This is a genomic window from Acidovorax sp. LjRoot194 (assembly GCF_964253015.1).
Lineage (GTDB): Bacteria > Pseudomonadota > Gammaproteobacteria > Burkholderiales > Burkholderiaceae_C > Acidovorax.
This window is the reverse complement of sequence record NZ_CAXUQB020000001.1, coordinates 688,966-714,345: the sequence shown is the minus strand read 5'-3', so window position 1 is coordinate 714,345 and position 25,380 is coordinate 688,966. Positions and strand designations below refer to the sequence as shown.

At 66.3% G+C, this 25,380-nt stretch carries 21 protein-coding genes; 8 read left to right on the top strand and 13 right to left on the bottom strand.

Annotation, left to right across the window (positions count from 1 at the left end):
• Positions 1 to 109 precede the first annotated feature (109 nt).
• From ACSQ3N_RS03370 to ACSQ3N_RS03340, 7 genes are all read left to right on the top strand, one after another.
• Entirely contained in the window at positions 110 to 958 is an 849-nt protein-coding gene (locus ACSQ3N_RS03370) for a 3-hydroxybutyryl-CoA dehydrogenase (RefSeq protein ID WP_436145582.1), read from the top strand.
• 215 nt (positions 959 to 1,173) lie between these two features.
• The gene (locus ACSQ3N_RS03365; RefSeq protein WP_436147911.1) at positions 1,174 to 2,013 is read left to right on the top strand and encodes a crotonase/enoyl-CoA hydratase family protein; all 840 of its coding nucleotides are present in this window, start codon (positions 1,174 to 1,176) and stop codon (positions 2,011 to 2,013) included.
• Between the two features lie 194 nt (positions 2,014 to 2,207).
• Positions 2,208 to 2,672, top strand: coding sequence for a MarR family winged helix-turn-helix transcriptional regulator (locus ACSQ3N_RS03360; protein WP_056409759.1), 465 nt, complete (start codon positions 2,208 to 2,210; stop codon positions 2,670 to 2,672).
• A gap of 71 nt (positions 2,673 to 2,743) precedes the next feature.
• Positions 2,744 to 3,160: an organic hydroperoxide resistance protein gene (locus tag ACSQ3N_RS03355; RefSeq protein ID WP_056409762.1), complete on the top strand. Its 417-nt coding sequence runs from the start codon at positions 2,744 to 2,746 to the stop codon at positions 3,158 to 3,160.
• 76 nt (positions 3,161 to 3,236) lie between these two features.
• Positions 3,237 to 3,620: a DUF1304 domain-containing protein gene (locus tag ACSQ3N_RS03350; RefSeq protein WP_396505070.1), complete on the top strand. Its 384-nt coding sequence runs from the start codon at positions 3,237 to 3,239 to the stop codon at positions 3,618 to 3,620.
• Positions 3,621 to 3,871: 251 nt separating this feature from the next.
• A complete protein-coding gene (locus ACSQ3N_RS03345) occupies positions 3,872 to 4,972 on the top strand; it encodes a DUF2855 family protein (RefSeq protein ID WP_436145581.1) in 1,101 nt (366 codons plus the stop codon).
• Between the two features lie 135 nt (positions 4,973 to 5,107).
• Entirely contained in the window at positions 5,108 to 6,184 is a 1,077-nt protein-coding gene (locus ACSQ3N_RS03340; RefSeq protein ID WP_436145580.1) for a serine/threonine protein kinase, read from the top strand.
• Positions 6,185 to 6,351: 167 nt separating this feature from the next.
• Here the strand turns inward: ACSQ3N_RS03340 and ACSQ3N_RS03335 are convergent, their stop codons facing one another.
• The 6 genes from ACSQ3N_RS03335 to ACSQ3N_RS03310 all read right to left on the bottom strand — a co-directional run bounded on the left by ACSQ3N_RS03335 (position 6,352) and on the right by ACSQ3N_RS03310 (position 14,381).
• Positions 6,352 to 6,666 carry a hypothetical protein gene (locus ACSQ3N_RS03335; protein WP_436145579.1) on the bottom strand — a complete coding sequence of 105 codons (315 nt, stop codon included), beginning with the start codon at positions 6,664 to 6,666 and terminating at the stop codon, positions 6,352 to 6,354.
• A gap of 403 nt (positions 6,667 to 7,069) precedes the next feature.
• Entirely contained in the window at positions 7,070 to 7,828 is a 759-nt protein-coding gene (locus ACSQ3N_RS03330; RefSeq protein ID WP_436145578.1) for a hypothetical protein, read from the bottom strand.
• Between the two features lie 133 nt (positions 7,829 to 7,961).
• Entirely contained in the window at positions 7,962 to 8,783 is an 822-nt protein-coding gene (locus tag ACSQ3N_RS03325; protein WP_156370505.1) for a hypothetical protein, read from the bottom strand.
• 743 nt (positions 8,784 to 9,526) lie between these two features.
• Entirely contained in the window at positions 9,527 to 10,147 is a 621-nt protein-coding gene (locus tag ACSQ3N_RS03320; protein WP_436145577.1) for an exosortase H-associated membrane protein, read from the bottom strand.
• Between the two features lie 19 nt (positions 10,148 to 10,166).
• Positions 10,167 to 10,706: an exosortase H gene (xrtH, locus tag ACSQ3N_RS03315; protein WP_056164252.1), complete on the bottom strand. Its 540-nt coding sequence runs from the start codon at positions 10,704 to 10,706 to the stop codon at positions 10,167 to 10,169.
• Between the two features lie 207 nt (positions 10,707 to 10,913).
• A complete protein-coding gene (locus tag ACSQ3N_RS03310; protein ID WP_436145576.1) occupies positions 10,914 to 14,381 on the bottom strand; it encodes an IPTL-CTERM sorting domain-containing protein in 3,468 nt (1,155 codons plus the stop codon).
• A 333-nt stretch (positions 14,382 to 14,714) separates the two neighbouring features.
• Between ACSQ3N_RS03310 and ACSQ3N_RS03305 the strand changes: the two genes are divergently transcribed.
• On the top strand, positions 14,715 to 15,023 hold the full coding sequence (locus ACSQ3N_RS03305) for a hypothetical protein (RefSeq protein ID WP_056164249.1): 309 nt from the start codon (positions 14,715 to 14,717) through the stop codon (positions 15,021 to 15,023).
• Between the two features lie 291 nt (positions 15,024 to 15,314).
• On the opposite strand, the gene htpG is transcribed toward ACSQ3N_RS03305, so the two are convergent.
• The 7 genes from htpG to ACSQ3N_RS03270 all read right to left on the bottom strand — a co-directional run bounded on the left by htpG (position 15,315) and on the right by ACSQ3N_RS03270 (position 25,052).
• Positions 15,315 to 17,303 (bottom strand): molecular chaperone HtpG, encoded by a 1,989-nt coding sequence (gene htpG, locus ACSQ3N_RS03300; protein ID WP_056164245.1) that lies wholly within the window; start codon positions 17,301 to 17,303, stop codon positions 15,315 to 15,317.
• A 232-nt stretch (positions 17,304 to 17,535) separates the two neighbouring features.
• Positions 17,536 to 18,471 carry a hypothetical protein gene (locus tag ACSQ3N_RS03295; protein ID WP_056164242.1) on the bottom strand — a complete coding sequence of 312 codons (936 nt, stop codon included), beginning with the start codon at positions 18,469 to 18,471 and terminating at the stop codon, positions 17,536 to 17,538.
• Between the two features lie 96 nt (positions 18,472 to 18,567).
• Positions 18,568 to 19,875, bottom strand: a complete 1,308-nt coding sequence (locus tag ACSQ3N_RS03290; protein WP_082516769.1) for an esterase/lipase family protein — start codon at positions 19,873 to 19,875, stop codon at positions 18,568 to 18,570.
• 115 nt (positions 19,876 to 19,990) lie between these two features.
• Positions 19,991 to 21,016: a pseudouridine synthase gene (locus ACSQ3N_RS03285; protein ID WP_082516768.1), complete on the bottom strand. Its 1,026-nt coding sequence runs from the start codon at positions 21,014 to 21,016 to the stop codon at positions 19,991 to 19,993.
• 129 nt (positions 21,017 to 21,145) lie between these two features.
• Positions 21,146 to 23,488: a putative bifunctional diguanylate cyclase/phosphodiesterase gene (locus ACSQ3N_RS03280; RefSeq protein ID WP_056164236.1), complete on the bottom strand. Its 2,343-nt coding sequence runs from the start codon at positions 23,486 to 23,488 to the stop codon at positions 21,146 to 21,148.
• Positions 23,485 to 24,141: a methylamine utilization protein gene (locus tag ACSQ3N_RS03275; RefSeq protein WP_436145575.1), complete on the bottom strand. Its 657-nt coding sequence runs from the start codon at positions 24,139 to 24,141 to the stop codon at positions 23,485 to 23,487. The genes ACSQ3N_RS03280 and ACSQ3N_RS03275 overlap by 4 nt, the downstream gene beginning before the upstream one ends.
• Before the next feature lie 8 nt (positions 24,142 to 24,149).
• A complete protein-coding gene (locus tag ACSQ3N_RS03270; protein WP_056164230.1) occupies positions 24,150 to 25,052 on the bottom strand; it encodes a DUF4394 domain-containing protein in 903 nt (300 codons plus the stop codon).
• Positions 25,053 to 25,380 lie beyond the last annotated feature (328 nt).

The following is a 25,380-nucleotide window of genomic DNA, read 5'->3' as shown; positions in this document are numbered from 1 at the left end:
ACCCCTGCACACGGGCGGGGCGATCCACGCCAGGGCACGATAACCGAACGGTCGTGCGATTCGCTTTACCATCCCGTCCATCCGTTTCACTTTGAAGAGAGCTCTCTATATGACGATTCAGACCGTTGGCATCATCGGCGCGGGCACCATGGGCAACGGCATTGCGCAGGCCTGCGCGGTGTCGGGCATTGACGTGGTGATGGTCGACATCTCCGATGCGGCAGTGCAAAAGGGCCTGGCCACCGTGGCCGGCAGCCTGGACCGCCTGATCAAGAAGGAAAAGATCAGCGCGGCCGACAAGGATGCGGCGCTGGCGCGCATCAAGACCTCCACCAGCTACGACGACCTCAAGGCCGCCCAGCTCGTGATCGAGGCCGCCACCGAGAACTACGAGCTCAAGCTCAAGATCCTGAAGCAGGTGGACGCCATCGTGGCGCCCGAGGTGCTGATCGCATCGAACACGTCTTCGATCTCCATCACCAAGCTGGCGGCTGCCACCAGCCGCGCCGACCGGTTCATCGGCATGCACTTCTTCAACCCCGTGCCGATGATGGCGCTGGTGGAGATCATCCGCGGCCTGCAGACCAGCGACGCCACGCACGATGCCGTCAAGGCCCTGGCCGAGGCCCTGGGCAAGAGCCCCATCACCGTGAAGAATGCGCCCGGCTTCGTGGTCAACCGCATCCTGGTGCCGATGATCAACGAGGCCTTCTTCGTGCTGGCCGAAGGCCTGGCCACGCCCGAGGACATCGACGCGGGCATGAAGCTCGGCTGCAACCAGCCCATCGGCCCGCTGGCGCTGGCCGACATGATCGGCCTGGACGTGTGCCTGGCCGTGATGGACGTGTACCTGACCGAGTTCGGCGACGGCAAGTACCGCCCCTGCCCGCTGCTCAAGGAGATGGTCGCGGCCGGCCGCCTCGGGCGCAAGACCGGGCGCGGCGTTTATACCTATTGATCCCCCTGAGGCGCTTCGCGCCATCCCCCAGAGGGGACGCCACCGGTGGCCTGGCAAAGCCAGTTCCACGGTGGCACTGGCTTGGTACGCGTCGGTGACGAGCGCAGTGGCGCAAGTCGATGATCCTGCGCCTCACGGAGCGCTGTCCCACGCGGGACGGCGCTCGGGTTTCATAGCGTTTTCAATGGCGGGCAAGGAGACACCAAGCCATGTCCATGCCCGCCAGCGCTCACACCATCACCCCCATCACACCCAATACGCCCCCGCCCGAGGGCTGCATCGACACCCAGGTGCTCGGCCATGTGCTGCTCATCGGCATCAACCGCCCGGCCAAGCGCAATGGCTGGACGCCGCCCATGTTCCGCCAACTGGCCGAGGCCTATACGCGCCTGGACGACGACCCCGAACTGCGCGTGGGCGTGCTGCATGCGTTCGGCGACCACTTCACCGCGGGCCTGGACCTGCCCGCCGTCAGCGCCTACATGCAGCGCGGCGAAAAGGCCATCCCCGAGGGCCTGGTGGAGCCGCACGACTACGGCCTGCCCGGCTACCGGCGCCGCACCAAGCCCATGGTGGTGGCCGTCAAGGGCATCTGCTTCACGGTGGGCATCGAGCTGATGCTGGGCGCGGACATCGTGGTCGCGGCGGACGACTGCCGCTTCTCGCAGATGGAGGTGCAGCGCGGCATCATGGCCACGGGCGGCGCCACGCTGCGCATGGCCGAACGCGCAGGCACGGGCAACGCGCTGCTGCATTTGCTGACCGCCGATGAGTTCGGCAGCAGCGAGGCGTACCGCCTGAACTTCGTGCAGAAGGTGGTGCCCGCCGCGCAGGTGCTGGACGAGGCCATCGCCATCGCCCGCCGCATCGAGGCCCAGGCGCCGCGCGCCGTGGTGGCCACGCGCCTCAATGTGCTCAAGGCCATCGAGCAGGGGCAGGCCGCCGCGGTGGCCGACTTCATCCCGGTGCAAAAGCAGCTCTCCAACAGCGAAGACGCGGCCGAGGGCGTGCGCGCGTTCGTGGAGCGGCGGCCTGCCCGCTTCACCGGCCGCTGAACGGCCCACGGCCTGGGCCCTCACCCCGGCCTTGGCCCGAGCCTCGGTCATTCGCGGCTTGCACCCGCACGCGCGCCGTGCGTGAATAGCACCTTCGCCCGCCCACCGGCAGACCCGGCCGCAAAACCGCACCGGCAACAAAAGATTACACAATTGAATTGCGCACAATTCAAATTCGCCGCACAATTCACTCCATGGCCCGCAGCAAACCCACCACCGACACCCCCAGCCCAGCCCTGCTGCGCCTGGACAACCAGGTGTGCTTCGCGCTGTATTCCGCCTCGCTGGCGATGACCAAGCTGTACAAGCCGCTGCTCGAAGCCATCGGCCTGACCTACCCCCAATACCTGGTGATGCTGGTGCTGTGGGAGCGCGACGGCGTCACCGTGTCCGAGCTGGGCGAGCGCCTGTTCCTCGACTCCGGCACGCTCACGCCGCTGCTCAAGCGCCTGGAAGCCTCGGGCCTGATTGCCCGCCTGCGCGACGTGCAGGACGAGCGCCGGGTGCGCATCACCCTCACCCCCGCCGGCCGTGCGCTGCGCCAGGGCGCAGAGGCCATCCCGCCCTGCGTGCTGGAAAGCAGCCAGTGCACCATCCCCGAGCTCACGGCCCTGACCACCGAACTCAAGCAACTGCGCGACCGGCTGGGCCAGCGCTGACGGCAGCGGCCCAATTTTTCATCGATTCCCTCCCCGCCCGCCTGTGGGCAACAACCTCAAAGGAAGACACCATGACGCAACTCGAAAAAGTCCTGTACACCGCCAAGGCCCACGTGACCGGTGGCCGTGATGGCGCCGCCAAGACCGACGACGGCCGCCTGGACGTCAAGCTGTCCTCGCCCGGCACGTCCGGCACGGGCACCAACCCCGAGCAGCTGTTCGCATCGGGCTACGCAGCCTGCTTCATCGGCGCGATGAAGGCCGTGGGCGGCAAGATCGGCATCCCGGTGCCGCAGGACGTGTCCATCGACGCCGAAGTCGACCTGGGCCCCATCCCGAACGCCTACGGCATCGCCGCCCGCCTGGCCATCAGCCTGCCCGGCCTGGACAAGGAAACCGCCCAGAAGCTGGTGGACGCAGCCCATCAGGTCTGCCCTTACTCCAACGCCACGCGCGGCAACATCGACGTGACCATCACGCTGGTGTAAAGACCATGCCGACGACCCCGCGGTGGCCGCACGCCGGCCGCGGCGGGGTGGTTGGCGTGCGCTCGCCAGTCTTGCCATGAACCGCTTGCTGATTCCCCGCATCGCGGTGGCCCTGGTGGCCATCGAGCATGCGTACATCCTGGTGCTGGAGATGTTCTTCTGGAACAAGCCTCTGGGCCTCAAGACCTTCAACCTGACCCAGGAGCTGGCCGACGCCACCGTGACGCTGGCGGCCAACCAGGGGCTGTACAACGGCTTCCTGGCCGCCGGCCTGTTCTGGGGCCTGTTCACCAACAACCGGCTGTTCAAGATCTTCTTTCTGGCCTGCGTGATCGTGGCCGGCGTGTTCGGCGGCGTGACCGCCGTGCCCAAGATCTTCTTCACCCAGGCGCTGCCGGCCATCATCGCCCTGGCCCTGGTGCTGGCGCTCGACAAACCGGCCGCACAGCGCAGCCTGTAAGCTTCGGCCACCCGCCAAAGCTATCAAAACAATAGCTGCCAACGCTTGCACAACAAGCGGTGGCGGCTATTTTTCATGGCAACCACGTGCCTGCAAACTGGCAGTCAGCCACTGCAAACGGGCGGGGCCCTGTGCGCTGCCCCGTGCGTGCACACGCGGCCGGACACGAGCGGATACCGCAGGGCGTGGCCGTGTCGCCCACGCGCCCGAGCCTGGTTGAGCCGTGCAGCGGTTTGCGCTAGCGTGTGAGGATGAGCACCACCACCCTCCTCGTGCGCCAGGACCAGCTGGCCACCACCCGCCTGCACACCGTGAATGACGACGCACCACTGGCCGACGGCCAGGTCCGCGTGCGCGTCGACCAGTTCGCGCTGACCGCCAACAACATCACCTACGCGGCCATGGGCGAGATGCTGCAGTACTGGCAGTTCTACCCCAGCGGCGAGGCAGGCTGGGGCATCGTGCCGGTGTGGGGCTTCGGCACCGTGGTGCAGTCGCAGTGCGCGGACGTGGCGGTGGGCGAGCGCCTGTACGGCTACTGGCCCATGGCCGACCAGGCCGTGCTGTCGCCGCACCGCATCACGCCCGCGGGCTTTGCCGACGGCGCGCCCCACCGCGCCAGCCTGCACGCGGTCTACAACCAGTACCTGCGCGCTGCGGCCGACCCGTTCTACCGCACCGACAACGAAGACGTGCAGGCGCTGCTGCGGCCGCTGTTCATCACCTCGTGGCTCATCGACGACTTTCTGGACGACCAACAGTTCTTTGGCGCGCGCCGCATGCTGCTGTCCAGCGCATCGAGCAAGACGGCGTACGGCACGGCCTTTCAGCTCGCACAGCGCGACGGCATCGAGGTCATCGGCCTCACTTCGCCGGGCAACGTGGCCTTTTGCGAAAGCCTGGGCTGCTACGACCGCGTGGTGACGTACGACGCGCTGGAGGCCGAGATCGACGGTGCCACACCCAGCGTGTACATCGACTTTGCAGGCAGCGTGGGCCTGCGCCAGCGCATCCACGCGCACTTCAGCGGTCTGGCCTACAGCTGCGCCGTGGGCGCGAGCCACGTGCAGGACCTGGGCGGCGCAGGCCAGCTGCCCGGCCCGCGCCCGGTGATGTTCTTTGCGCCCGCGCAGGTCAAGAAGCGCAATGCCGACTGGGGCGCGCAGGGCCTGGGCCAGCGGCTGGTGGGCGCGTGGAACCAGTTCAGCGGCGCCGTGGAGTCACCCGCCACGCCCTGGATGACCGTGCAGCACCACGCAGGGCCCGAGGCCACGCAAGCGCTGTTCACCCGCATGCTGGCAGGCAGCGGCGACGCGCGCACCGGGCACATCGCGACCTTGCAGGCGGGCTGACCTGCGGGGCGCGGACGGGGCCTGGGGCAACAGTTGCCGCCCTCTGCCCGTGGTTGCCAAGGAGCTTCCGGCCGCCCTACCCTGGCCGCGTGACCCCTGCGCCTGAACGGCGCCGGCACACGGCGACAATGGGGCATGACCCGACCGCCCCCCGACAGCACGCCCAGCGCCGCTGACACGACCGCCTCTCCCAATCCGCTGCACCCCTACGCCCAGCTCACGCCCGACCACGTGCTCGACGCGCTGGCCAGCGTGGGCCTGTACGGCGACGGCCGCCTCATGGCCCTGTCGTCGTACGAAAACCGCGTGTACCAGGTCACCCTGGAAGACGGCCAGCGCGTGGTCGCCAAGTTCTACCGCCCCGGCCGCTGGAGCGAGGCGCAGATCCACGAAGAGCACGCCTTCGCCGCCGACCTGATGGCCGCCGAGGTGCCCGCCGTGGGCCCGATGGTGCTGAACGGCCAGACGCTGCACCAGCACGAAGGCTTCGCGTTTTCGGTCAGCCCCTGGCGCGGCGGGCGCCAGCCCGAGCTGGACGACTTCGAGGTGCTGGAGTGGATCGGCCGCTTTCTGGCGCGCATCCACACCGTGGGCGCGGCGCAGCCCTTTGTGCACCGGCCGCTGCTGGATGTGGAGACCTTCGCCACCGCATCGCGCGACTGGCTGCTCGCCCACGAGATCATCCCGCTCGACATGCAGGCCACGTGGAAGGCCCAGTGCGACAAAGCTATTGAATTGATAGCTACCAGCGCTTTACCATCGGGCGGTAGCAGTCCTTTTGGCTTGAAAGACGCCACGCCCATCCGGCTGCACGGCGACTGCCACCCCGGCAACATCCTCTGGACCCCGCTCGACGAATACGGCCGCGGCGGCCCGCACTTCGTCGACCTGGACGACGCCCGCATGGGCCCCGCCGTGCAAGACCTGTGGATGCTGCTGTCCGGCGACCGCCGCCAGCGCACCCACCAGCTCAGCGCCCTGCTGGACGGCTACGAACAGTTCCGCAGCTTCGACCGCCGCGAGCTGGCGCTGATCGAGCCGCTGCGCACCCTGCGCCTCATCCACTACAGCGCCTGGCTGGCCCGCCGCTGGCAAGACCCAATCTTCCCGGCCAACTTTCCGTGGTTCGGCAGCAGCGACTACTGGCGCGGGCAGGTGGACATGCTCATCGAGCAGTGCGAAGCGATGCAGGAAGAGCCGCTGGCGGTGTAGGCGGCTGCGCGCGCTGCGCTGGGCTCTGACGCCGGAAAACTGCGGCACGACCGCATCGGTGCGCGGTGTGGACTTCCGGCTGGACTTGCCTGGATCACAGCCCGGCGACCGGACAGGCGGCTAGTTGCACGCTCGGACCTCACCGCCCGTGTTACCGAATCAAAAACTCAGGGATTCACAACCCAGTGCACTGAGCCCCCGCCAAACCATATGCTTCGCTGAGCATGGTTGCCACAAAAATGGGTGGGGAAGACGGAAACCAGATAATAGACATCAATACCGACGCCAAAGAATTGGCTTGACGAATGGGGCGGTACGTCGATCATGTGATCGCCCACATAGGCACGCACACAGCCATTGGTATTGTTGTGGATCACGCTCGTTTCATCACCGGTCGAGATATAAGCCTGAGCGCTTGTTGCAGTCATGAGGGCAGCCAATGCAGCAGCCAGCACGGGCACTATATAGATTGCTTTTTTCATGGTAAATACTCCTTTTGTGAGAATTTAAGACATTGTTCGCGATCACATCGTGCATGAGCAATGCACAACACCAATTTAGCACCCCGATAAAATAACATCACATTGAAAATAGTATCCAAAAAGAATTTAAATACCGATTAAACATCGCCAAATGAATTTTTAGTGAAGGGCGCTTCACAGCGCGCAGTTGGCCCGGGCAGGCACGAAGACTGCGCATCTGCACTGGGTTCTCGGTAAAGCTCGTCGCTTTGTCCTGCCGCCACGCCGACCCGACCGAAGCTTTGCGCAAGAGGTCCAGCGATCAACCCGCAGTGAAGTACCCGCCAAAGAAAATGCCAGCCAGGGCTTGACTGACTGGCATGGAACGCAACTCGCGTTCGCCGACCCTATTGTGATGGGCGTCCTATGGCCTCACGGCGCAACACGCATCAAAGATGATCTGCGCTCTGGCAAATACCTTTTCACGATCCACATTACCAGGAGAGACATTATTTGATAATAATTCGCCCGTGATGTAGTTATCGATCATTTCAGCAGACGGATCTGGCGACAAAACCAATTTCCAGGCAGCAGACTCTACTGGATCATAGAGATGATACCGGTCGGTGACCGTAATTTCATAGGCATAGGACATAGCGACTGGATCGCCCGTCATGGCCAAACCGAGAAGTTCCTTGGCTGCGATTTTGGCATTTTCACTCGCAGGATCGTTCCACTTCTTGGACGACTCTTCATGGACAAGTTTTTCGACGGCCTTGAACGTTCTGGCGCCAGGATCGCCTGCCAACGCGGCTTCCGTCATCAGCTTTTGAATGAGGGGGCGGTCTTCCGGCGGCACGTCCTGGCAAAGGATTTTGCGCACCTCTAAAAAAAATATCCTTTGCTGAACCTCCGGCAACTCAAGGTCTTGCACGGAACGCGCTTGACCAGCTGATTCCAGGTCGGAGATTTCATCCAGCAGATCCTGGCAATCCAGCATCTGCTGGGCCCTGACGTACGAGGGATGCCCTTTCGGAGGAGGCATATTTTGTACGAATATGTGCGGGTCCAGACCTGTGAAGTAATTTTGTTGTGCCCAGACGTTTCCAGCCGCCGTTCCACAAGCCAGCACAGCCATTGCCAGACCACTGCGCAGGAATAATTTCGGAGATTTGTACATCATGATTTCATCTCATTTTCGTTGGTGTTTGAAAATCAGGAAATGAGCAATCCGTCAGCACACGGATTCGAAGACTCCAACGGGAAACGCTCCCACGAAATCCAAGGCCCATTGACTGCCGACGGGTGCGCCCGCATCAAGGCGGGGCCAAACTATAATCAGGCTGCAGCTGATGAAAATATTCAACCGGGGTGTATCCCATAAAATACGGAAGATTGGGGTCCAATGGGTTCTGCCTGAAAGAAATGAATCCATAGAGAAGCCTATGCGTACTCACGACGGCCCCTCCAGAATCACCAGGCTGTACCGGCCGAAGTGTATTGATAGCCCCTTTGGCAACGCCTTCCGGTGGAGACTCCGGACCATGCGGAATGGGAGCACTGACCCAATCGCAAGTGATATTGGTGATAGCGCCGCTGGTACAAAACGGCAAACCCGGTGCAGGCGAGCCCACGCCTGCAAGAGGCAATGATGAAAATGTAGGTAATCCGAAGGGTACAGTGATCACCCTCCCTACTGCACGCGGTGTGGTCGTGTACGTCAAATGGCAAGGATTGTTCCATTTGGGGTCGACTACACACACGTGATTCCAGGTCACGTCAGGCGGCACACGCACCATGGCTACGTCCCGAATCTGATCCAACCAGACGACCTTCCCGAGCCACTGCCCGCTGTTGAAGCCAAGGCCCACCCTCACCTCTTCGTTTGCCACCACACAGTGCCTTGCAGTCACAGCGTACCGCGTATTCTTTCGGTACGCTGTAATGTTCTGCCAAAAGCCCCTTCTTCTGAAGACACCGCCTACCGTGCAGCTCTCCCCATTCTCCATGTGAATCTCAGTGCCAGCCATGGCAGGTATTTCCTGTCGTCGCTCATGCACGGCGAACGACATTGTCGATACAGTCGTTCCAGCAAAAAACACCAGAATTTTCAGTTTGTCGATTTTGCTCTTCTTCATTTTTTCTCCAAAGTTGAAAACTTTTTGAACTATCGGTATCAGAAGGCGAAAACAGGCACCAGTCGAATTGCTTCATTCATATCAAACACTCCATGTATCAAAATGCCAAGTATTGCGTTGCAACAAAGCGTGCACCGATATCCAATGCACATATTGAATGTAGCTTTTGCAAAGAGTATGTTTATTCAAAAAAGCCGTCGGCAAGAGCGACAAATGGCGATTAACTGCCGCTCGGCAAAATCTAAAGCAAGTTATTGAAATGGCGTCTCTGGACCGCGCAAGTGGGCGTAGGACCGGATCCAGAGTGAATCCTTCAGCAGACCCAAGAACGCACGGCAGGGCGCCTGAGCCGCGAGCATTGCGCTTGCGGCATTGGCACTATCGCCGATTCGCCGGAGCCCAGCACAGCCGCAGGCGTGCACCCACGTCAGCAGGGACATGAAGCCTTTGCGGCCCGCGTGCCGGGCTTCGTACACGAACTGGTCCGCCGCGCCACCGCGCCTTCGGCATGGGGGCCCGCTGTAGCTCGCAGGCCATACCCGTTCGAAGCTCGCAGTGGCAACGCCTGCGGCGCTGTCGGCGTGCGGGAATGCCGGTGTTTGCCTCACCGCCCGCGCCTGCCGGCCAAGACTCAGGGTCGGCTACACGCCACGGCGCCCACCCTTTCGATAGGGAGGTCGAACGCTCCCCCTCCCCACCACCACTTGAACGCTCTGCCAGCGCCCCCGCGAGTCCGCAAGCCCTCAGGACTGCGGGGGGGCCGATGGCGCCAGCGAATCGCGCCAGCCGCGCACCAGGACATCCTGGACGAACCGGCGATCCAGCCACAGCCACAGCAAGATGGGCACCAGGGTGGGCAGGACCAGCGAGCCCAGTTGGTAACCGTAGATGATGGCCTCCATCTGCCATTGAGAGACGCGCAGCAGCCGGATATTGGTCTGTGCGGCCATCACGATCTGCATGAGCAGGGACATCGTGAGGCTGAAAGCTTGCCCCGGCAGCAGCAGGGCCCAGCCCGCCACCGCGCGCCAGCCAAGCCCTTTGCCCCGCGCCGCAAACAGCAGGGCCAGGAAGATCGGCAGTCCATAGGCATAACGCGCAGGGTTGGCCTCCACGGTGAGTTCTCCCCTGCGTCCGCCCTGCTCCGGCACGGGCACCGACACAGCGGTATCCACCTCGATATTGCCTGGCGTCACCGTCGCCTGGCGGATCCACATCGGCGCCCCCTGCTCCAGCGCCATATGCGACAGCACACCCACGGGGTAGGACGTCCAGGCGGACACCTGCGACCACAGTGCGGTGAGCACCACGATCCAGCCAAAGGCCGAGAGCACGAAGACCGTGAGCGGTGTGAGGCGGCGCATGCAGTGGGTCTCCGTGGGGTCAGGCAGCGGCGGCCGGGGTGTCGGAAGTACCGGGCTTGGGGGCCGGGTTGGCACGGGCCTGGGCTCTCGCGTCGGCCCGCACCCACAGCAGCCAGACGATGAGCACGTCCAGCATGATGAGCGCCTGCCACAGGTATTCGTGGGCGAAGTTGAACACCGGTGTGCTCCACTGGCCCAGGTAGAAAAGGCTGATCACGCGCACGATGTTCAGGCCCTGCACCGCAACGAAGCCCACGGCCAGGCCGACCAGCTTGTGGCGCCAGGACGCCGGAAACGCCATCACGGCAGCGAACAACACGATGCAGGCCTCGATGCCGTTGCAGCCCGGCTCGATGGAGACGCCAAAGCCCGTCACCGTGTTCCACAGCACCTTGCCCGCCGCGGCTGCGGTGGAGTCGAACAGCGTGACCAGCGCCACACAGGCGCGGGCCAGCAGCGCCGTCCACGGCAGCACCACGTGCTGCTGCACCACGCCCAGCATGTTGATGCCGAACAGCGTCAGTTGCAGGACCACAAAGGTAAGGAAGAAACGCAGCATGGGAACTCCGGGACAACAAGGCAGCGCCGGCTGCGCTGGTAGAGGGTGCAGGCGAGCGGCGCAGGCAAGACAAGCAAGCGATGCAAGGCGAAGCGCGCATTATCGACAAACGCCACAGGCCAGCACGCCGGTGTCGTCGTGCTGGCCTGTGAAGAGGGCGTAGGGGGTTGACTGCGGCCCGGCTTGCGCGGGCCGCAGCGCGCCTTGTTACCTGCGGCGGATGGCGCCAGCGTGGCCGAAGGCCATCAGTGCCAGCAGCCCCGACAGGATGATGAGGCCCCACTCGGACAGGGTGGGAATGCCGGCCGCGCCGCCGGGTGGTGTGGACACCGTGGTGGTGGCGCTGGAGGTGTTGTTGGCCGGGTTGGTGTCGCCGGGCGCGTCCAGGCTGGCGTTGTTCACCAGTGGCCGGGCGCCTGTGTAGGGCGAGCTCAGCGTCGTGCGGATCGTGAAAGTGCGCGATGCACCGACTGCCAGCGAGCCAATGGAGCAGCGCACCGTGCCCGCGGTATCCACGCAGCCTGCGGCCGACACGAAGCTCACACCGGCGGGCAACGCATCCACCACCTGGGCACCGTCACTCACGAGGGGGCCGTTGTTGGTGACCACCAGGGTGTAGTCCAGGGTCGCACCCGGGGCCACGGGGCCCGCGGGGGCTGTCTTGACCAGCGCCAGGTCGGTGGCCACGGTAAAGCGGCGTGCAGTGGTGTCATGCGTCACCACGTTGTTGGCCAGCGTGGTTTCGGTTTCGTCCACCGTCACGCTCGCACGGTTGAATGCGGTGCCGCTGGTGGCGCCGCCCACCGTGAGCGTCTCGGCGCGCATCACATAGGTCACCGTGGCGCTCTGGCCGCTGTTCAGCCCCGGGAACACACAGCGCAGCGTGCCGCTGGAGGAGCCCACCGAAGGCTCGGTACATACGCCGCCGGCATTGACCGTCAGCGCACCCTGGTAGCTGAACGTGGCCGTGGGTGCCGAGCCGGGTGCCGGGAAGATGTCCGTCATCACCACATTGGTACCGAACGACGGACCGCTGTTGTTGATGGTGATGGTGTACGTCGTGGGCTGCCCCAGGTCCACCGGGTCGGCGCTGTCCACCTTGTTGACCAGGATGTCCAGCTGCGCGGCCGTCACGGCCGTGGTGGTGGTGGCGCTGTTGTTGGCGCCGTTCGACTCGGCCGTGGCCGTGGTCACCGCCAGGCTGTTGACCACGGTACCGCCCGCCGCCGTGCCCAGGGGGCGCATGCGGTAGGTCACCGTCTGCTGCACGCCGGAGTTGATGGTGGTCCAGTTGCAGGTCAGCGTGCCGCCCACGGTGCCCGCCACGATGGGCGTGCAGGTGCCGCCACCGCTCACCGACACGGTGTCGATGTACGCGGCGTTCGATGGCAGGGTGTCCACCATCTGCACCGTCTGGGCGTTCGAGGGGCCGGTGTTGCCGATGGTGGCGACGAACGTGATGGGCGCGCCCGCTGGCACCGAGGCCGGGGTGGCGGTCTTGGCTGCGGTCACATCCACGATGGCGGTGACCTGGCTGGTCACGCTGCCGCTGTTGTTGCCCTGCACGGGGTCACCCACGTCGTTGGAGCGTACGGTCGCGGTGTTGGTGCGCGGGCCGGTCGCGCCGATGCTGGGGCGCACCACCACCGTGACGGTGGCCTGCGCGCCCATGGTGAGGGTGCCCAGGTTGCAGCTCAGGTTCTGCTGCGCGCCATTGGTCACGCTGTTGGGTGTGCAGGTACCTTGCGATGGCGTGGCCGACTGGAAGCCCCCGGTGTTGACCAGGCTGGCCAGCGTGTCGGACACCACCACGTTGGTGGCGCTGGCAGGGCCCAGGTTTTCCACGGTGATGACGTAGGTCAGGTTGGCACCGGCGACCACGGGGTCGGGCGCTGCCGTCTTGGACACCACGCGCAGGTCGGCCTGCGTGACGGTGGAAGACACGGAAACGCCCGTGCAGTTGTTGCCGGCGTTGCTGTCCACACGCCCACCGCCGCCCAGGGCGACGCAGGCGTTGTTGGTGGCCGTGCCCGTGCCGGTCAACACGGCAGACACCGTGATGACGGGTGCATTGGTGTTGGCCGCAAGGCCTGTGCTGCGCGTGCAGGTCCAGGCGCCGGGGCCGGTGAACGGCAGTGCATCGCAAGTCCAGCCGGAGGCATTGAGCGGCGTGCTGAGCGTGACGCCCGCCGGCACCTGGTCGGTGACGGTGATGACCTGGCCGGCAGGCACGGCGAGCGGGCCCGCGTTGCGCGCGGTCATGGTGTAGTTGAACGCCTGGTTGGGCACCACGGGGTTGATGCTGGCCGTCTTGGTCAGCTGCATGTCCGCGTCGTTGCTCGACGTCACGTTGATCGACGAACTGTTGTTGCCCGGCACCGGGTCCGCCAATGCCGTGCTGATGCCCGCGGTATTGGTCAGTGCACCCGTGTTGGTGGCCGTGGCCACCACCGTGATGACCGGCATGTTGGTGAAGTTGGCACCGGTGTATTCCGTGCGTGTGCAGGTGATGGTGGCGTCACACGTCCATCCGGCTCCATTGGCGGAGACGAAGGTGAGGCCGGCCCCCAGGGTGTCGGTCACCGTGATGGGTTGGCCTGCCAAGGACACGCCGCCGTTCAGGCGCGGGGTGAGCGTGTAGCTGACGTCACTGCCCAGGCCCACGTTGGAGCCCGCGGGCACCGTCTTCGTGATCTGCACATCGGCACCGGATGCCGAGGTCACATCGACCGACACGGTGTTGTTGGAAGAATCGCCGTCGGGCATGGCCGAGGTGTCGGGCTTGAAGCCCGCCACCGCGAATGCGGCGGTGACGGTGCCGTTGACATGGGACACCGCGGGCACGGTGAGCACGGTCGTGGTCGCACCGTTGGCCAGTGTGGCCGAGCGCGTGCAAGCCACAGATGCGCCGCTGGCCAGCGGGTAGCCTGCCGATGGCGTACATGTCCAACCGCCACCCGAAGGGGCGGCCGTGACGGACGCGCCTGCGGGCACGGTGAAGCTGATGCGCTGGCTGCCCGTGGCGTCGTTGGGGCCCTGGTTGGCAACCTGCAGCGCGTAGCTGTAGTTCTGGCCGGCTGTCACGTTGGCCAGCGACGGCGTGGCCGTGAGCGCCAGGTCGGCCGCCTGCGTGGCCGTCGTGTCCTGGATGCTGTTGACGTTGTTGCTGGTGTTGGGGTCGGACGTGGTGGCGCCCGCCGTGGCCGTGTTCGTCCACACGCCTGCAGACGGCAGGCGCACGCGGATGGTCACGGTCTGGTTGGAATTGAACGGAATGCTGCCCAGGGCGCAATTGACGGTTCCGCCCGCCTGGTTGCAGGTGCCGGCGGTGGTGTTGACATCAATGAAGGTCGAGCCCACGGGGAGCGTGTCGGACAACGTGACACCAGTCGCACCGTTGGGGCCGTTGTTGTCGATGCGCAGCGTGTACGTGAAGATGCCGCCGGCCGGGCCGGGGTCTGGCGAGTCCGAATGGTTCACCACCAGGTCGGCCGACTGCGCCATCGCAGCCCCCGCACACAGGCCACCCGCCAGCAGCAGCCAGCGCAGGCGCCGCACGGCACGCGGCTTCACTGCCGCGACCGGGGTGGGAAGCAAGGTATCGCCCGCCGCCAGCACATGCCGACTGGGGGGATGTTCTCGCGCGAACAGACGCGCCAATGAACTGAACAACATAAATGCTCCTGGGTGTGGAATGGCTCAAGCCTTTTGGGTCACGCCGCAACCTCACCAAGCCCCTTTCGGGTTGGAAAAAAAGTCGGTGCAAAGGGAGTGCGTGAAATCTGCCTTGAGCACAGCGGCTGAAGGCTGGGACCGAATTTATCGATACTACGGGCGGTTCGCCGCGTTGCAACAATCGTTGACATTCTACCGGCTGGTAGCGTTGGCTTTGTGCCACTCGGCTACGCGTGGTCGTCCACTTCGGCCGTGCAATATGCCGCTGGATGTGGTCTTGGCCACTGAGCTATGCTGCGTCTATCACCAACCTTTGGACTGACCACCGACCCCATGAAGGACTGGATTCGCAACGCTCTCTCGATCCGGCAAAAGCGCCGCAGCGCGCCCGTCGGCTCCCTCCCGCCGGTGGGCTCCACCATCATCCGCGGGCCGATCAAGATGACCGTTACGCACGAGCTGCCGCCCGACCTGTGGGACTGGCTGGTGCTTTCGGGCTGGCGCAACATGCCGGTGAAGAACGACCGGCGCAAGGGCCTGGTGGCGCCCCAGAGCGCGCTCAAGGAACTGATGGACGCCGACCCGCAGGAGCGCAACCGGGCGCACACCCGCATCCTGGAAAAGGCGCAGACCGAGGAGTGAGCTCCACCGGCGCGCGGTGCACAACAACGCCCACCCGCTCGGCTGCTCCGCCGAGCCCCGCAGCCGCACCACAGCCGCGCCATGGCGCAAGCCGGTCCTGACCGCGCCCCTTCCTGCACGCCCAGCGGTCTGCCCACCCTCCTCCCCGCCGTTCCTCCCAGCCACTCACCCTGCCTGCGCAGCGTGAGGGCGTAAAAAAACCCGGGGTCCTGGCGGAACCCGGGTTTGCTATGTTTTAAATAGCGATTAGCGCCCTACCATCGCGCGGTAGAGGCCGATTTCACTGCCACATCACACCAGCAGCGCATTCACACGGCGCACATAGGCCGCCGGGTCTTCGGGCAGGCCGCCTTCGGCCAGCAAAGCCTGGTCGAACAGGATGTGCGCCAGGTCGTGGAAGTGCACGCTGCCATCGAGCTTCTTGACCAGCGCGTGTTCGGCGTTCACCTCCAGCACGGGCTTGGACTGCGGGGCCTGCTGGCCGGCTTGCTTGAGCAGGCGCGCGAGCTGGTTGCTCATGCCGTCGTCCTGCACCACCAGGCAGGCCGGTGAGTCCACCAGACGGGTGGTCACGCGCACGTCGTCGGCCTTGTCCTTCAGGGCCTCCTTGAGCTTGGCGAGCACGGGCGCAAACGTCTCGGCGGCCTCTTCGGCGGCCTTCTTCTCGGCCTCGTCCTGCAGCTTGCCCAGGTCCACCGCGCCCTTGGCCACGCTTTGCAGCGGCGTGCCGTCAAAGTCCTGCAGGTAGTTCAGCGCCCACTCGTCCACGCGGTCGGTCATCAGCAGCACTTCGATGCCCTTCTTCTTGAAGACCTCGAGCTGCGGGCTGTTCTTGGCGGCGGCCAGGGTGTCGGCGGTGATGTAGTAGATGGCCTCCTGGCCCTCTTTCATGCGCGCCTTGTAGTCGGCAAAGCCCACCGTCACGGCATCGCTCGTGGTGCTGGCAAAGCGCAGCAGCTTGGCTAGGCGCTCGCGGTTGCCGAAGTCTTCGCCCAGGCCTTCCTTGAGCACCGAGCCGAATTCGGCGTAGAACGCGGTGTACTTGCCTTCCTTCGCCTTGTCGTCGGCATCGACCACGTCGGTGACGGCGTCGGCTGCGCCGTCGCTGCCGGCAGCCGCAACGTCATGCTTGTCGTGCTTGGCCAGGTCTTCCAGCATGCTCAGCACGCGCTTGGTCGAGCCTTCGCGGATGGCGCGCACATCGCGGCTTTCCTGCAGCAGTTCGCGGCTCACGTTCAGCGGCAGGTCGGCCGAGTCGATCACGCCCTTGACGAAGCGCAGGTAGGTGGGCATCAGCGCCTCGGCGTCGTCCATGATGAACACGCGCTTGACGTAGAGCTTCACGCCCGCCTTCTTGTCGCGGTTCCACAAATCGAACGGCGCCTTGGCAGGGATGTACAGCAGCTGCGTGTATTCGGTGTTGCCCTCGACGCGGTTGTGTGCCCAGGTCAGCGGGGCCTCGTGGTCGTGGCTGATGGCCTTGTAGAACTCGGTGTACTGCTCTTCGGTCACGTCCTTCTTGGGGCGGGTCCACAGGGCGCTGGCCTTGTTGATGGTTTCCCACTCGCCGGTCTTGACCATGCCGCCGGGCTGGCGGCCACCGGCTTCGTCGCCGGGGGTGATCAGCTCGCCGTCTTTCCACTCTTCCTTTTCCATCAGGATGGGCAGGCTGATGTGGTCCGAATACTTGGCGATGACGGACTTGAGCTTCCAGGCGTTGAGGTATTCCTCCGCATCGTCGCGCAGGTGCAGGATGATGCTGGTGCCGCGCTCTGCACGGGTGATGGCTTCGACCTCGAAGTCGCCCGTGCCGCCGCTCACCCAGCGCACGCCTTCACTGGCCGGCAGGCCCGCGCGGCGCGATTCGACGGTGATCTTGTCGGCCACGATGAAGCCCGAGTAGAAGCCCACGCCGAACTGGCCGATAAGTTGCGCATCCTGCTTCTGGTCGCCCGAGAGCTTGCCCATGAAGTCCTTGGTGCCGCTCTTGGCGATGGTGCCCAGGTGGTCGATGGCCTCCTGCTGGCTCATGCCGATGCCGGTGTCGGTGATGGTGAGCGTCTTGGCGGCCTGATCGAAGGTCACGCGCACTTGCAGGTCGGGCGCGTCTTCGTACAGGGCGTTGTTGTTCAGCGCTTCAAAACGCAGCTTGTCGCACGCGTCCGACGCGTTGGAGATCAGCTCGCGCAGGAAGATTTCCTGGTTGGAATACAGCGAATGCGTGACCAGGTGCAGCAGCTGGGCCACTTCGGCCTGGAAGGACAGGGTTTGCTTGCTCATGGGATGAATGCTCTGGATCAGGGTAAAAAAAACGTCAGCCGGCGCAGCCCCGCGGGAGCCGCCCGGCCTGGCAGGCGATGACCTGGGGGCAAGCTGCCCCATTTTCAAGAGGACGGGGGGCAGGCCCCGCGGGTACTGGCGTGGCAGCCAGCGATTTTCAGCCCCGGCGGGGGCTTCCCCGCGCACTGCCCGGCGCGCGCTCCTGGTGGCAAGACCACCGGAGCGCGGCGCTTCAGCCTTCGAGGGTGATGCGTTGCACCAGCGACTGCAGGATCTTGTCGGCCCGGTCGTTGGCCACCTGGCAGGTGCCGGCCGCTGCATGGCCGCCGCCACCGAACTCCAGCATCAGGTTGCCCACGTGCACCTGGCTGCTGCGGTCCAGAATGGACTTGCCGGTGGCGAACACGGTGTTCTGCTTTTGCAGGCCCCACATCACGTGGATGGAGATGTTGGAGCCGGGGAACAGCGCGTAGATCATGAAGCGGTTGGTCGCCCAGATCGTCTCTTCGTCGCGCAGGTCCAGCACCACCAGCTTGCCGATGTCGATGCCGCAGCGCAGCAGCTGCTCCTTGGCCTTGGCGGCCTGCTCGCGGTACAGCTGCACGCGCTCCTGTACGTCGGGCAGGGCCAGGATCTCTTCGATGGTGTGGTCGCGGCAGTACTGGATCAGGTCCATCATCAGCGCGTAGTTGCTGATGCGGAAGTCGCGAAAGCGCCCCAGGCCCGTGCGCGAATCCATCATGTAGTTCAGCAGCACCCAGCCCTGCGGGTCCAGGATGTCCTCGCGCGAGTACTGGGCCGAGTCGGCCTGGTCCACGGCGGCCATCATTTCTTCGGTGACGCGCGGGAATGCGGCCTTGCCGCCGTAGTAGTTGTAGACCACGCGCGCGGCCGACGGGGCGTGCGCCTCGATGATGTGGTTCTCGTCGCGGCGGCCCGAATTGCGCACGGTTTCGGACTCGTGGTGGTCGAACACCAGGTGGGCGCCGGGCACATAGGGCAGGTTGGTGGTGATGTCGCGGCTGGTGATGGCAATCTTGCCGTCCTGCATGTCCTTGGGATGGACGAAGGTGATCTCGTCGATGAGGTTGAGCTCATTGAGCAGCACGGCACAGACCAGGCCGTCAAAGTCGCTGCGGGTTACCAGGCGGTATTTCACGTCGCTCACTAGCTTCTCCTTGTTGTGTATCGCACAGCCGCATGGTAGCGGCGTCTCTCCGTCTGTCAGCCCCATCGGCACCAAAAAGGCACCCTCCGGTCGTTTTCAAGCGGTTGTCAGCCATTGTTCGACCTGGCGGGCCACCCGCACGTCGTCCAACATCGCCAGATGACCCATGCCGTGGAACACCGCCTGCCGGTCCTGCGCGAACTGCAGGCAACGCCGCGCATCATCGTGGATCCCCAGGGCGCTGCGCAATGGCACCAGGCCGTCGCCCAGCAGGCGCTCGGCCACCGGGCTACGGCGCACTGCCAGTGTGGCCGCCACGGTGCAACACGCCACGCCGGGCGGCAGGGGCACGGGGGTGCGCTGGTCGGGGCTTTGGCGAAAGCGGTCGCGCCCGGCCCAGTCGGCATCGCACACGTGGCCGTAGCGCAGGTCGGTGATGCCGGCGCTGCGCAGCTGCGCCAGCCGCGCAAAGGGGCGCGAATAGGCCGAGCTGCCCAGCAGCACGTCCACCCAGCTGCCGGCCCGCTCCAGCGGCGCGCCGTGGTGCGGCGTGCCCAGGCAGACCAGGTGGCGCAACAGGCCCTGCCAGCGTACGGCCGGCGCCTGGTCGCCGGCAGCCGCGTGCTGGCAGGCGCTGCGGGCCACCAGCCCGCCCATGCTGTGGGCCAGGATTGCGACGTCCGTGACCGGCACGGGCCAGGCCGCCACCAGTGCGTCGAGCATGCGGGACAGCTCGGCGCCGTTGGTGGAGGTGTGCAGCCCCGTGTTGTAGCGCAGGTAGACCGGCGTGTAGCCCAGCGCCAGCGCCAGGTAGGCGCCGTGGTCGTGGCCGCCGCGCTGCCACTGCAGGTCGTTCATGCACAGGCCGTGCACCAGGACCAGCAGCTTGCCAGTGGCGCGGCCCGCAGTGCCCAGCGCCGCGGGGTCCAGCGGTAAGCCCTGCTGGTAAAAGCCCATGGGCGTACACAGCGGGTTGTGGTCGGCCTGCAGCCGGTCGCCCATCACGCCGTTCAGCGCCGCCATCACGGCTTGGCGCTCCCACTGCACGCCGGCCTCCGCAGGGCCCTGCACCAGGGGCACCAGGGGTTCGAGCCGCTGCAGGCCCGCCTGCAGTCCGGCATCCACCAGGCGGGTCACTCCGCGGATGCTCTGGTAGACCAGCCCGGTGAACCCGCGCGCCTGGCCCGGCTGCGCGCCGCCCGGCAAGCCCAGGGTGCCCAGCACCGACTGGTGTACGCCCTCGACCACGCGGGTGATGCCCGTGGTGGCCTGGGTGGCCAGCCGTGCCACGCCGCGCAGGTCCGACGCCCGCAGTTGCCGCAAGGGCCGCGGCGCTGCAGCCGTTGGTGCCGGTGTTGCGGCTGGCGCGGCCGGGCGCGAACGGGGGCGAGTGTTGGAAGCCATGGCCGTGAGGTCAATCCCGCTCAAAACAGCCCGAATACGGGCCCTGCAGCCCACGCCAGGCGAGCCGCTGCGACGATGGGTGGCGGGCCTGGGCGCTCATGCCGCGTATGCAGTATCAGAACTGTTCATGGGGCGACAGGTAGCGCCACTGCCCCACCGGCAGGTTGCCCAGGGTCACCCGGCCGATGCGGATGCGCTTGAGCCCCACCACCTTCAGGCCCACCTGCTCGCACATGCGGCGGATCTGGCGCTTCTTGCCCTCGTTGAGCACGAAGCGCAGCTGCTCGGGGTTCTGCCAGTCCACCTTGGCGGGTTTCAAGGCCTGGCCGTCGAGCGACAGCCCGTGGCACAGCCGCGCCAGCTCTTCGCGCGGAAACGCCGCCTGCACATCGGTGGTGACGTCGCCGTACTGCACGCGCACCAGGTATTCCTTGTCGACCGTGGAGTCTTCGCCGATCAGGTGGCGCGCCACGCGGCCGTCCTGCGTCAGCACCAGTAGGCCCACCGAGTCGATATCGAGCCGCCCGCAGGGCGCCAGGCCGCGCAGCTGCGGGGGCGAAAAGCGGTTGCGGCTGGGGTCGTCGCGCCAGTGGGTGCGGGGGTTGATCAGCGCCACGGCGGGGGTGTGGCCGTCTTCGGCCTGGCCGCTCACGTAGCCCATGGGCTTGTGCAGCAAGATGGTGACGCGCTGCTCCTGAAAGCTCTGCGCGACCTTGTCGACCTCGATGCGGTCGGTGGGCAGCACCTGCTGGCCCATCTCTGCCACCAGGCCATTGACCTTGACCCAGCCCAGCGCGACCCATTCGTCGGCCTCGCGGCGCGAGCACATGCCCAGCTCTGCCATGCGCTTGTTCAGGCGCGAGCTGACCAGGCCGTTGGGTGCCACCGTGCGCACGGCAGGCGCGGGCGCCTGGCGCACCGGGGCGACGAACCCGGTGCCCGACGCAGTGCGGTAGCCGGACGGTGCAGGCGCACGGGACGGCCGGGGCGGTGGCGCGGGCCGCGCGGGCGCAGCCTTGGCGGCCACGGTGGGGCGGCGAAGCACGGGGCGCGTTGCGGGCGCCGGTGCGGACGGGCCGCCGGCATCGGGGGCGGGGGCCGCCGCAGGGCCGGCGGGCGGACGGGAACTGGAAGAAGACATTCGCGTATTTTCGCCTGTCGGCCAGTGTGTCGGCCAGGTGTGGGCCGGGCGGGCCTTGCGGGCCCGGTGCAGAAAGACCGGCCAGCGGTGCCGCTGCGGCACCCACCACCTGTGAAAAACCCAAAAAGCTTACCCCTGGCGCGCCTGCCAGGCCAGAAAATCCTCCACCGGCAGCGGGCGGGTGATGTGGTAGCCCTGCGCCTCGTCGCAGTCCAGCACGCGCAGCCGCTCCAGGATGCCGGCCGTCTCCACCCCTTCGGCCACCACCGTGAGGCCCAGGTTGTGGGCCAAGTCGATGGTGGAGCGCACGATGGTGGCGTCGTCCTCGCCCACCTCCATGCCCATCACAAAGGACTTGTCGATCTTGAGCTCGTCCACCGGCAGGCGCTTCAGGTACGCCAGCGACGAGTAGCCCGTGCCGAAGTCGTCGATGGACAGCTTGAAGCCCTGCTCCGACAGCTTGTTGAGCATGGCCTCGGCGCGCAGCGGGTCGTCCATGATCGCGCTCTCGGTGATCTCCAGGCAAAACGACGCGGCCTGCACGTCGTGGCGCACCAGGATGGCGCCCAGGCGCTGGCTCAGCTCCGGGTCCAGCAGGTCGCGCGTGGACAGGTTCACCGACACCCTGAGCGACAGGCCCTGTGTGCGCGGGTCCGCCAGCAGCCGCGCCACCGCCTCGAACATCCACAGCGTGAGCTGCCGCACAAAGCCCGTCTGCTCGGCAAACGGGATGAAATCCATCGGTGGCACCAGGCCTCGCTGGGGGTGCGCCCAGCGCACCAGCGCCTCGGCCGCCAGGCCGCCCTGGCCGTGCAGCGCCACCTTGGGCTGCAGGTACAGCCGCAGCTCGCCCCGCTCCACCGCGCGGCGCAGCTCGCTCAGCAGCGACAGGGTGAGCGTGCTGGCCGAGTCGAACGAGGCGTCGTACTGCAGCGCCCCGCTGAGCTTGCGCTTGGCGGCGTACATCGCGATCTCGGAGCGGCTAAGCAGCGTGTCGGCATCGTCGGCATCGCCCGGCCAGCACGCGATGCCGATGCCCGCGCTCAGGTCCACCGTCTGGTCCGCAAACGCCAGCGGCTCCTCGAACGAGCGCGTGATGCGCTGCGCCATCTCGTGGGCCGCCGCGGCATCGGCATCGGGCAGCAGCACCCCAAACCCGTTGCCCCCCAGCCGCGCCACCATGTCATCAGGGGAGCGCACCTGCTGGCGCAGCCGCTCGGCCACGGCCTGCAGCAGGCGGTCGCCGAATGCATAGCCCAGCACGTCGTTCACGTGTTTGAAGCGGTCCAGGTCGAGCGTGAGCACGGCCAGCGGCTGCACGGGCGTGCCCTGGCCCGTGCTGTGCGCGATGGCCTGCACCACGGCTTCGCGAAACCGCTCGCGGTTGGGCAGGCCGGTCAGGCGGTCCCAGTAGGCCAGGCGGCGAATCTCGGTTTGCTGCGTGCCGATGTCCACGCGCATGCGGTCGAACGAGCGCGCCAGGTTGCCGATCTCGTCGGTGCGCTGGGTGTGCGCCAGCGGCACGTCGTACTCGCCGCGCGACAGCCGCTTCGTGGCCCCCAGCAGCGAGCGCAGCGGCGTCGCCAGGCGCTGGGCCATCAGGCCCGTGCCCACCGCAAACAGCAGCACGCCCGCCACGGTGATGATGGCCAGCAGCACCTGCAGCTGGCGGTACGGCGCCAGCACGTCGTCCACCGAGCGCAGCAGCAGCGCCTGCACCTCGCCGCCGACGCTGTCCATGCGGATGGCGCGCGCCAGCAGCGTGCCGTCCGCGGTGGTCAGCTCGCCGGCCCCGGCGCCCTGGCTGCGCAGTTGGGCTAGCGCCTCGGGCGGCAGGGTGGAGACCGGCATGGTCACCGCACCGGCCTTGTCCTGAAGCGCCAGCACCACATGCACCGACAGCAGGCGGCGCATTTCGTCGGCCAGCGGCTGGTCGATCGGGAAACCCATCAGCACCCACCCAATGACCACGGGCGCGCGCAGCGGCACCATCACGAACTGGTAGGGCACGCCGCCCATCACCGCGATCTGGCTGCCCTGCGGCTTGGCAGCCAGCGGCGGCACGATCTGGCGCAGCGTGGCCGGAAACTCTTCCATGCTGTCCGACAAGCTGGCGGCGCGCAGTTCCAGGTCGGTGCCCAGTAGCGCCGTCACGGCGGCGCCGATGCGGCTGCCGTGGTTCTCCAGCACCGACTGGATGGTCTGCTCGTCGCCCGAATTGACCGCCGACCGAAAGCCGTAGTCGGCCGCGAGCAGGGCCGAGCCCTGGCGCAGCTTGTCGGCGTTCTGGTCGAGCAGGCGCAGCCAGACGTTCTCGTCCAGGTCCAGCGCCTGCGCGATCTGGGTGCGGGCGTTGCGCTCGATGCTTTGGCGCACCACGGCAAAGCCCGCCGCCTGCACGATGAGCAGCAGCAACACCGACAGCCCCACCAGCCGAAGAATGAGGCTGCGCCGGGGCCAACGCCAATTCAAGGCTGCAACCCCGTCATGCGCACCGATGCGGTGCCTGTGCCCGTGGCAGGCACGGTGATGGGCTGCTCCAGCGCGGGCGCGCCCACCGGCAGGCGGCTGTGCCAGGTGCGCAGCGTGTAGCTGCCGGGCGGCACGTTGTCGATCTGCGCCCGGCCGGTGGCGGCCAGGCTGCGGGTGTAGAACGGCGTCTCCACCACCAGGATCCAGCCCACCATCTGGTCATGGATGTTGCAGCCGAGCACCGCCACGCCCGGGCGGTCGAACAGCACGGGGTTGGCAGGCGTGCCGGCATAAAGCTTGAGCTCGAACTTCTTGGTTTGCGAGAACGAATACACGTGGTGCCGCACCGAGTCGTTGTTCGGAAAGCGCACCTCCGAGCCCACCGGCACCACCAGCACCCCGGGCACGAACTGGCGCTTTTCCTGCGCCATCTCGGCGTTGGCCAGGGGCTTGGCCAGCTTCTTCGCATCGGCCGAATCCAGAAGCACCACGGCATCGGCCACGGGCTTGCCCGCGGCGTCCAGCACATCGACCTGCACGGTGGCGGCGTGGGCGCCGGCCACCGCACCGGCCAGGCCCAGGCAGGCCAGCGCCGCGCGCACCGCGTGGCCGGTGCAGCCGCGGGCCTGGGTGGCAATGGAAGGCACGCGCATGGGCGGACTCAGGGCTCTATGGCCATGCCGACCAGCGGCGCGCCGTCACCCACCTGGCCCAGGGGCTGGGCTGCGCCGGTCTTGAGGTTCACCAGCACCAGGCGCGTTGGGTTGTCGGCCGCAGTGCGCACCGCCGCCAGCGCGGCGTTGCCCACGTCGGCAATGTCAAACGACACATCGGTCAGCCGCCCCAGGCCCAGCGGCCCCACGGTGCGCAGCAGGCCGGAGTTGGGCGAGACCACGGGCGTGGTGCCTTCGAGCGAGCCCTGCATCACCAGCACGCCGAGCGAGCGGTCGATGGCGTAGTTGGTGGTGAGTTTGCTGTCCTGGGTGTTGTAGGTATAGGCGGCGCCCGCGATGTGCGGCGTGCGGCCGGCGTTCACGTCGCTGGCAGCGTAGCGCAGCCAGGGGTCGGCCTGCACGCCGTCGACCGCCGGATCGCCGTCCACCACGGCGCCGGTGTCCGGATGCAGCCGCAGGTTCAGGCCGGTGTCGGAGACCACGCGGATGCGGTCGGCCGCGGGGTTGAAGTCAAAGCCGAACACCTGGCCCTTGAGCGGCACCACCGCAGGCGCGGCACCCACGGGCCGCAGCGCGCCGGAGGGAATGTCGAGCGTGTAGAGCCGGCCCGACTGCGCCAGCGCATACAGCACGCCGCGCGCCACGCGAAAGTCGATGCCCACGAGCCGGTCGCCGGCGGCCAGGCCCGTGACGGGGCGGCGCTCCAGGATGCGCCCAGGCTCGCCGGCGTTGAAGGTGATGAGCTCGTGCGAGGCCGTCACCGCCACGACAAGTTCACGCCGGGCCGGGTCCGCAGCCGGCGGTGCGGCGCAACCGGCCATCACCGCAGCCACTGCCAGCACCACACCCAGGACGGGACGGCGCGCCAAAGAGAGGGTTTTCAGTGTCATGGAAGGCCTCGGAATCTGTAACATGCTTATACCCCAACACCCCACCCACAGCCGGGCACCGGGCATTGCCGGCCACCCTTTATTGCTATTAATTCAATAGCTACAAATGATTTAACGACAAGCGGAAGAGCCTATTTTGAATCATAATTCGGGGCTTGCACAGGCCCAGCTATCGTCTCACTATCCGTCCATTCGTGTCGCGGCTATTTGTAACAAGAGGGCCATGCGCTTTGGGCATACGGCTATCCATAAGCGTCATGCCGCAAACAGCACTTTCTGCCTACACTGCCCGGCGGATACGGGCACCGTTATTGCTTCCAGCGTTGTT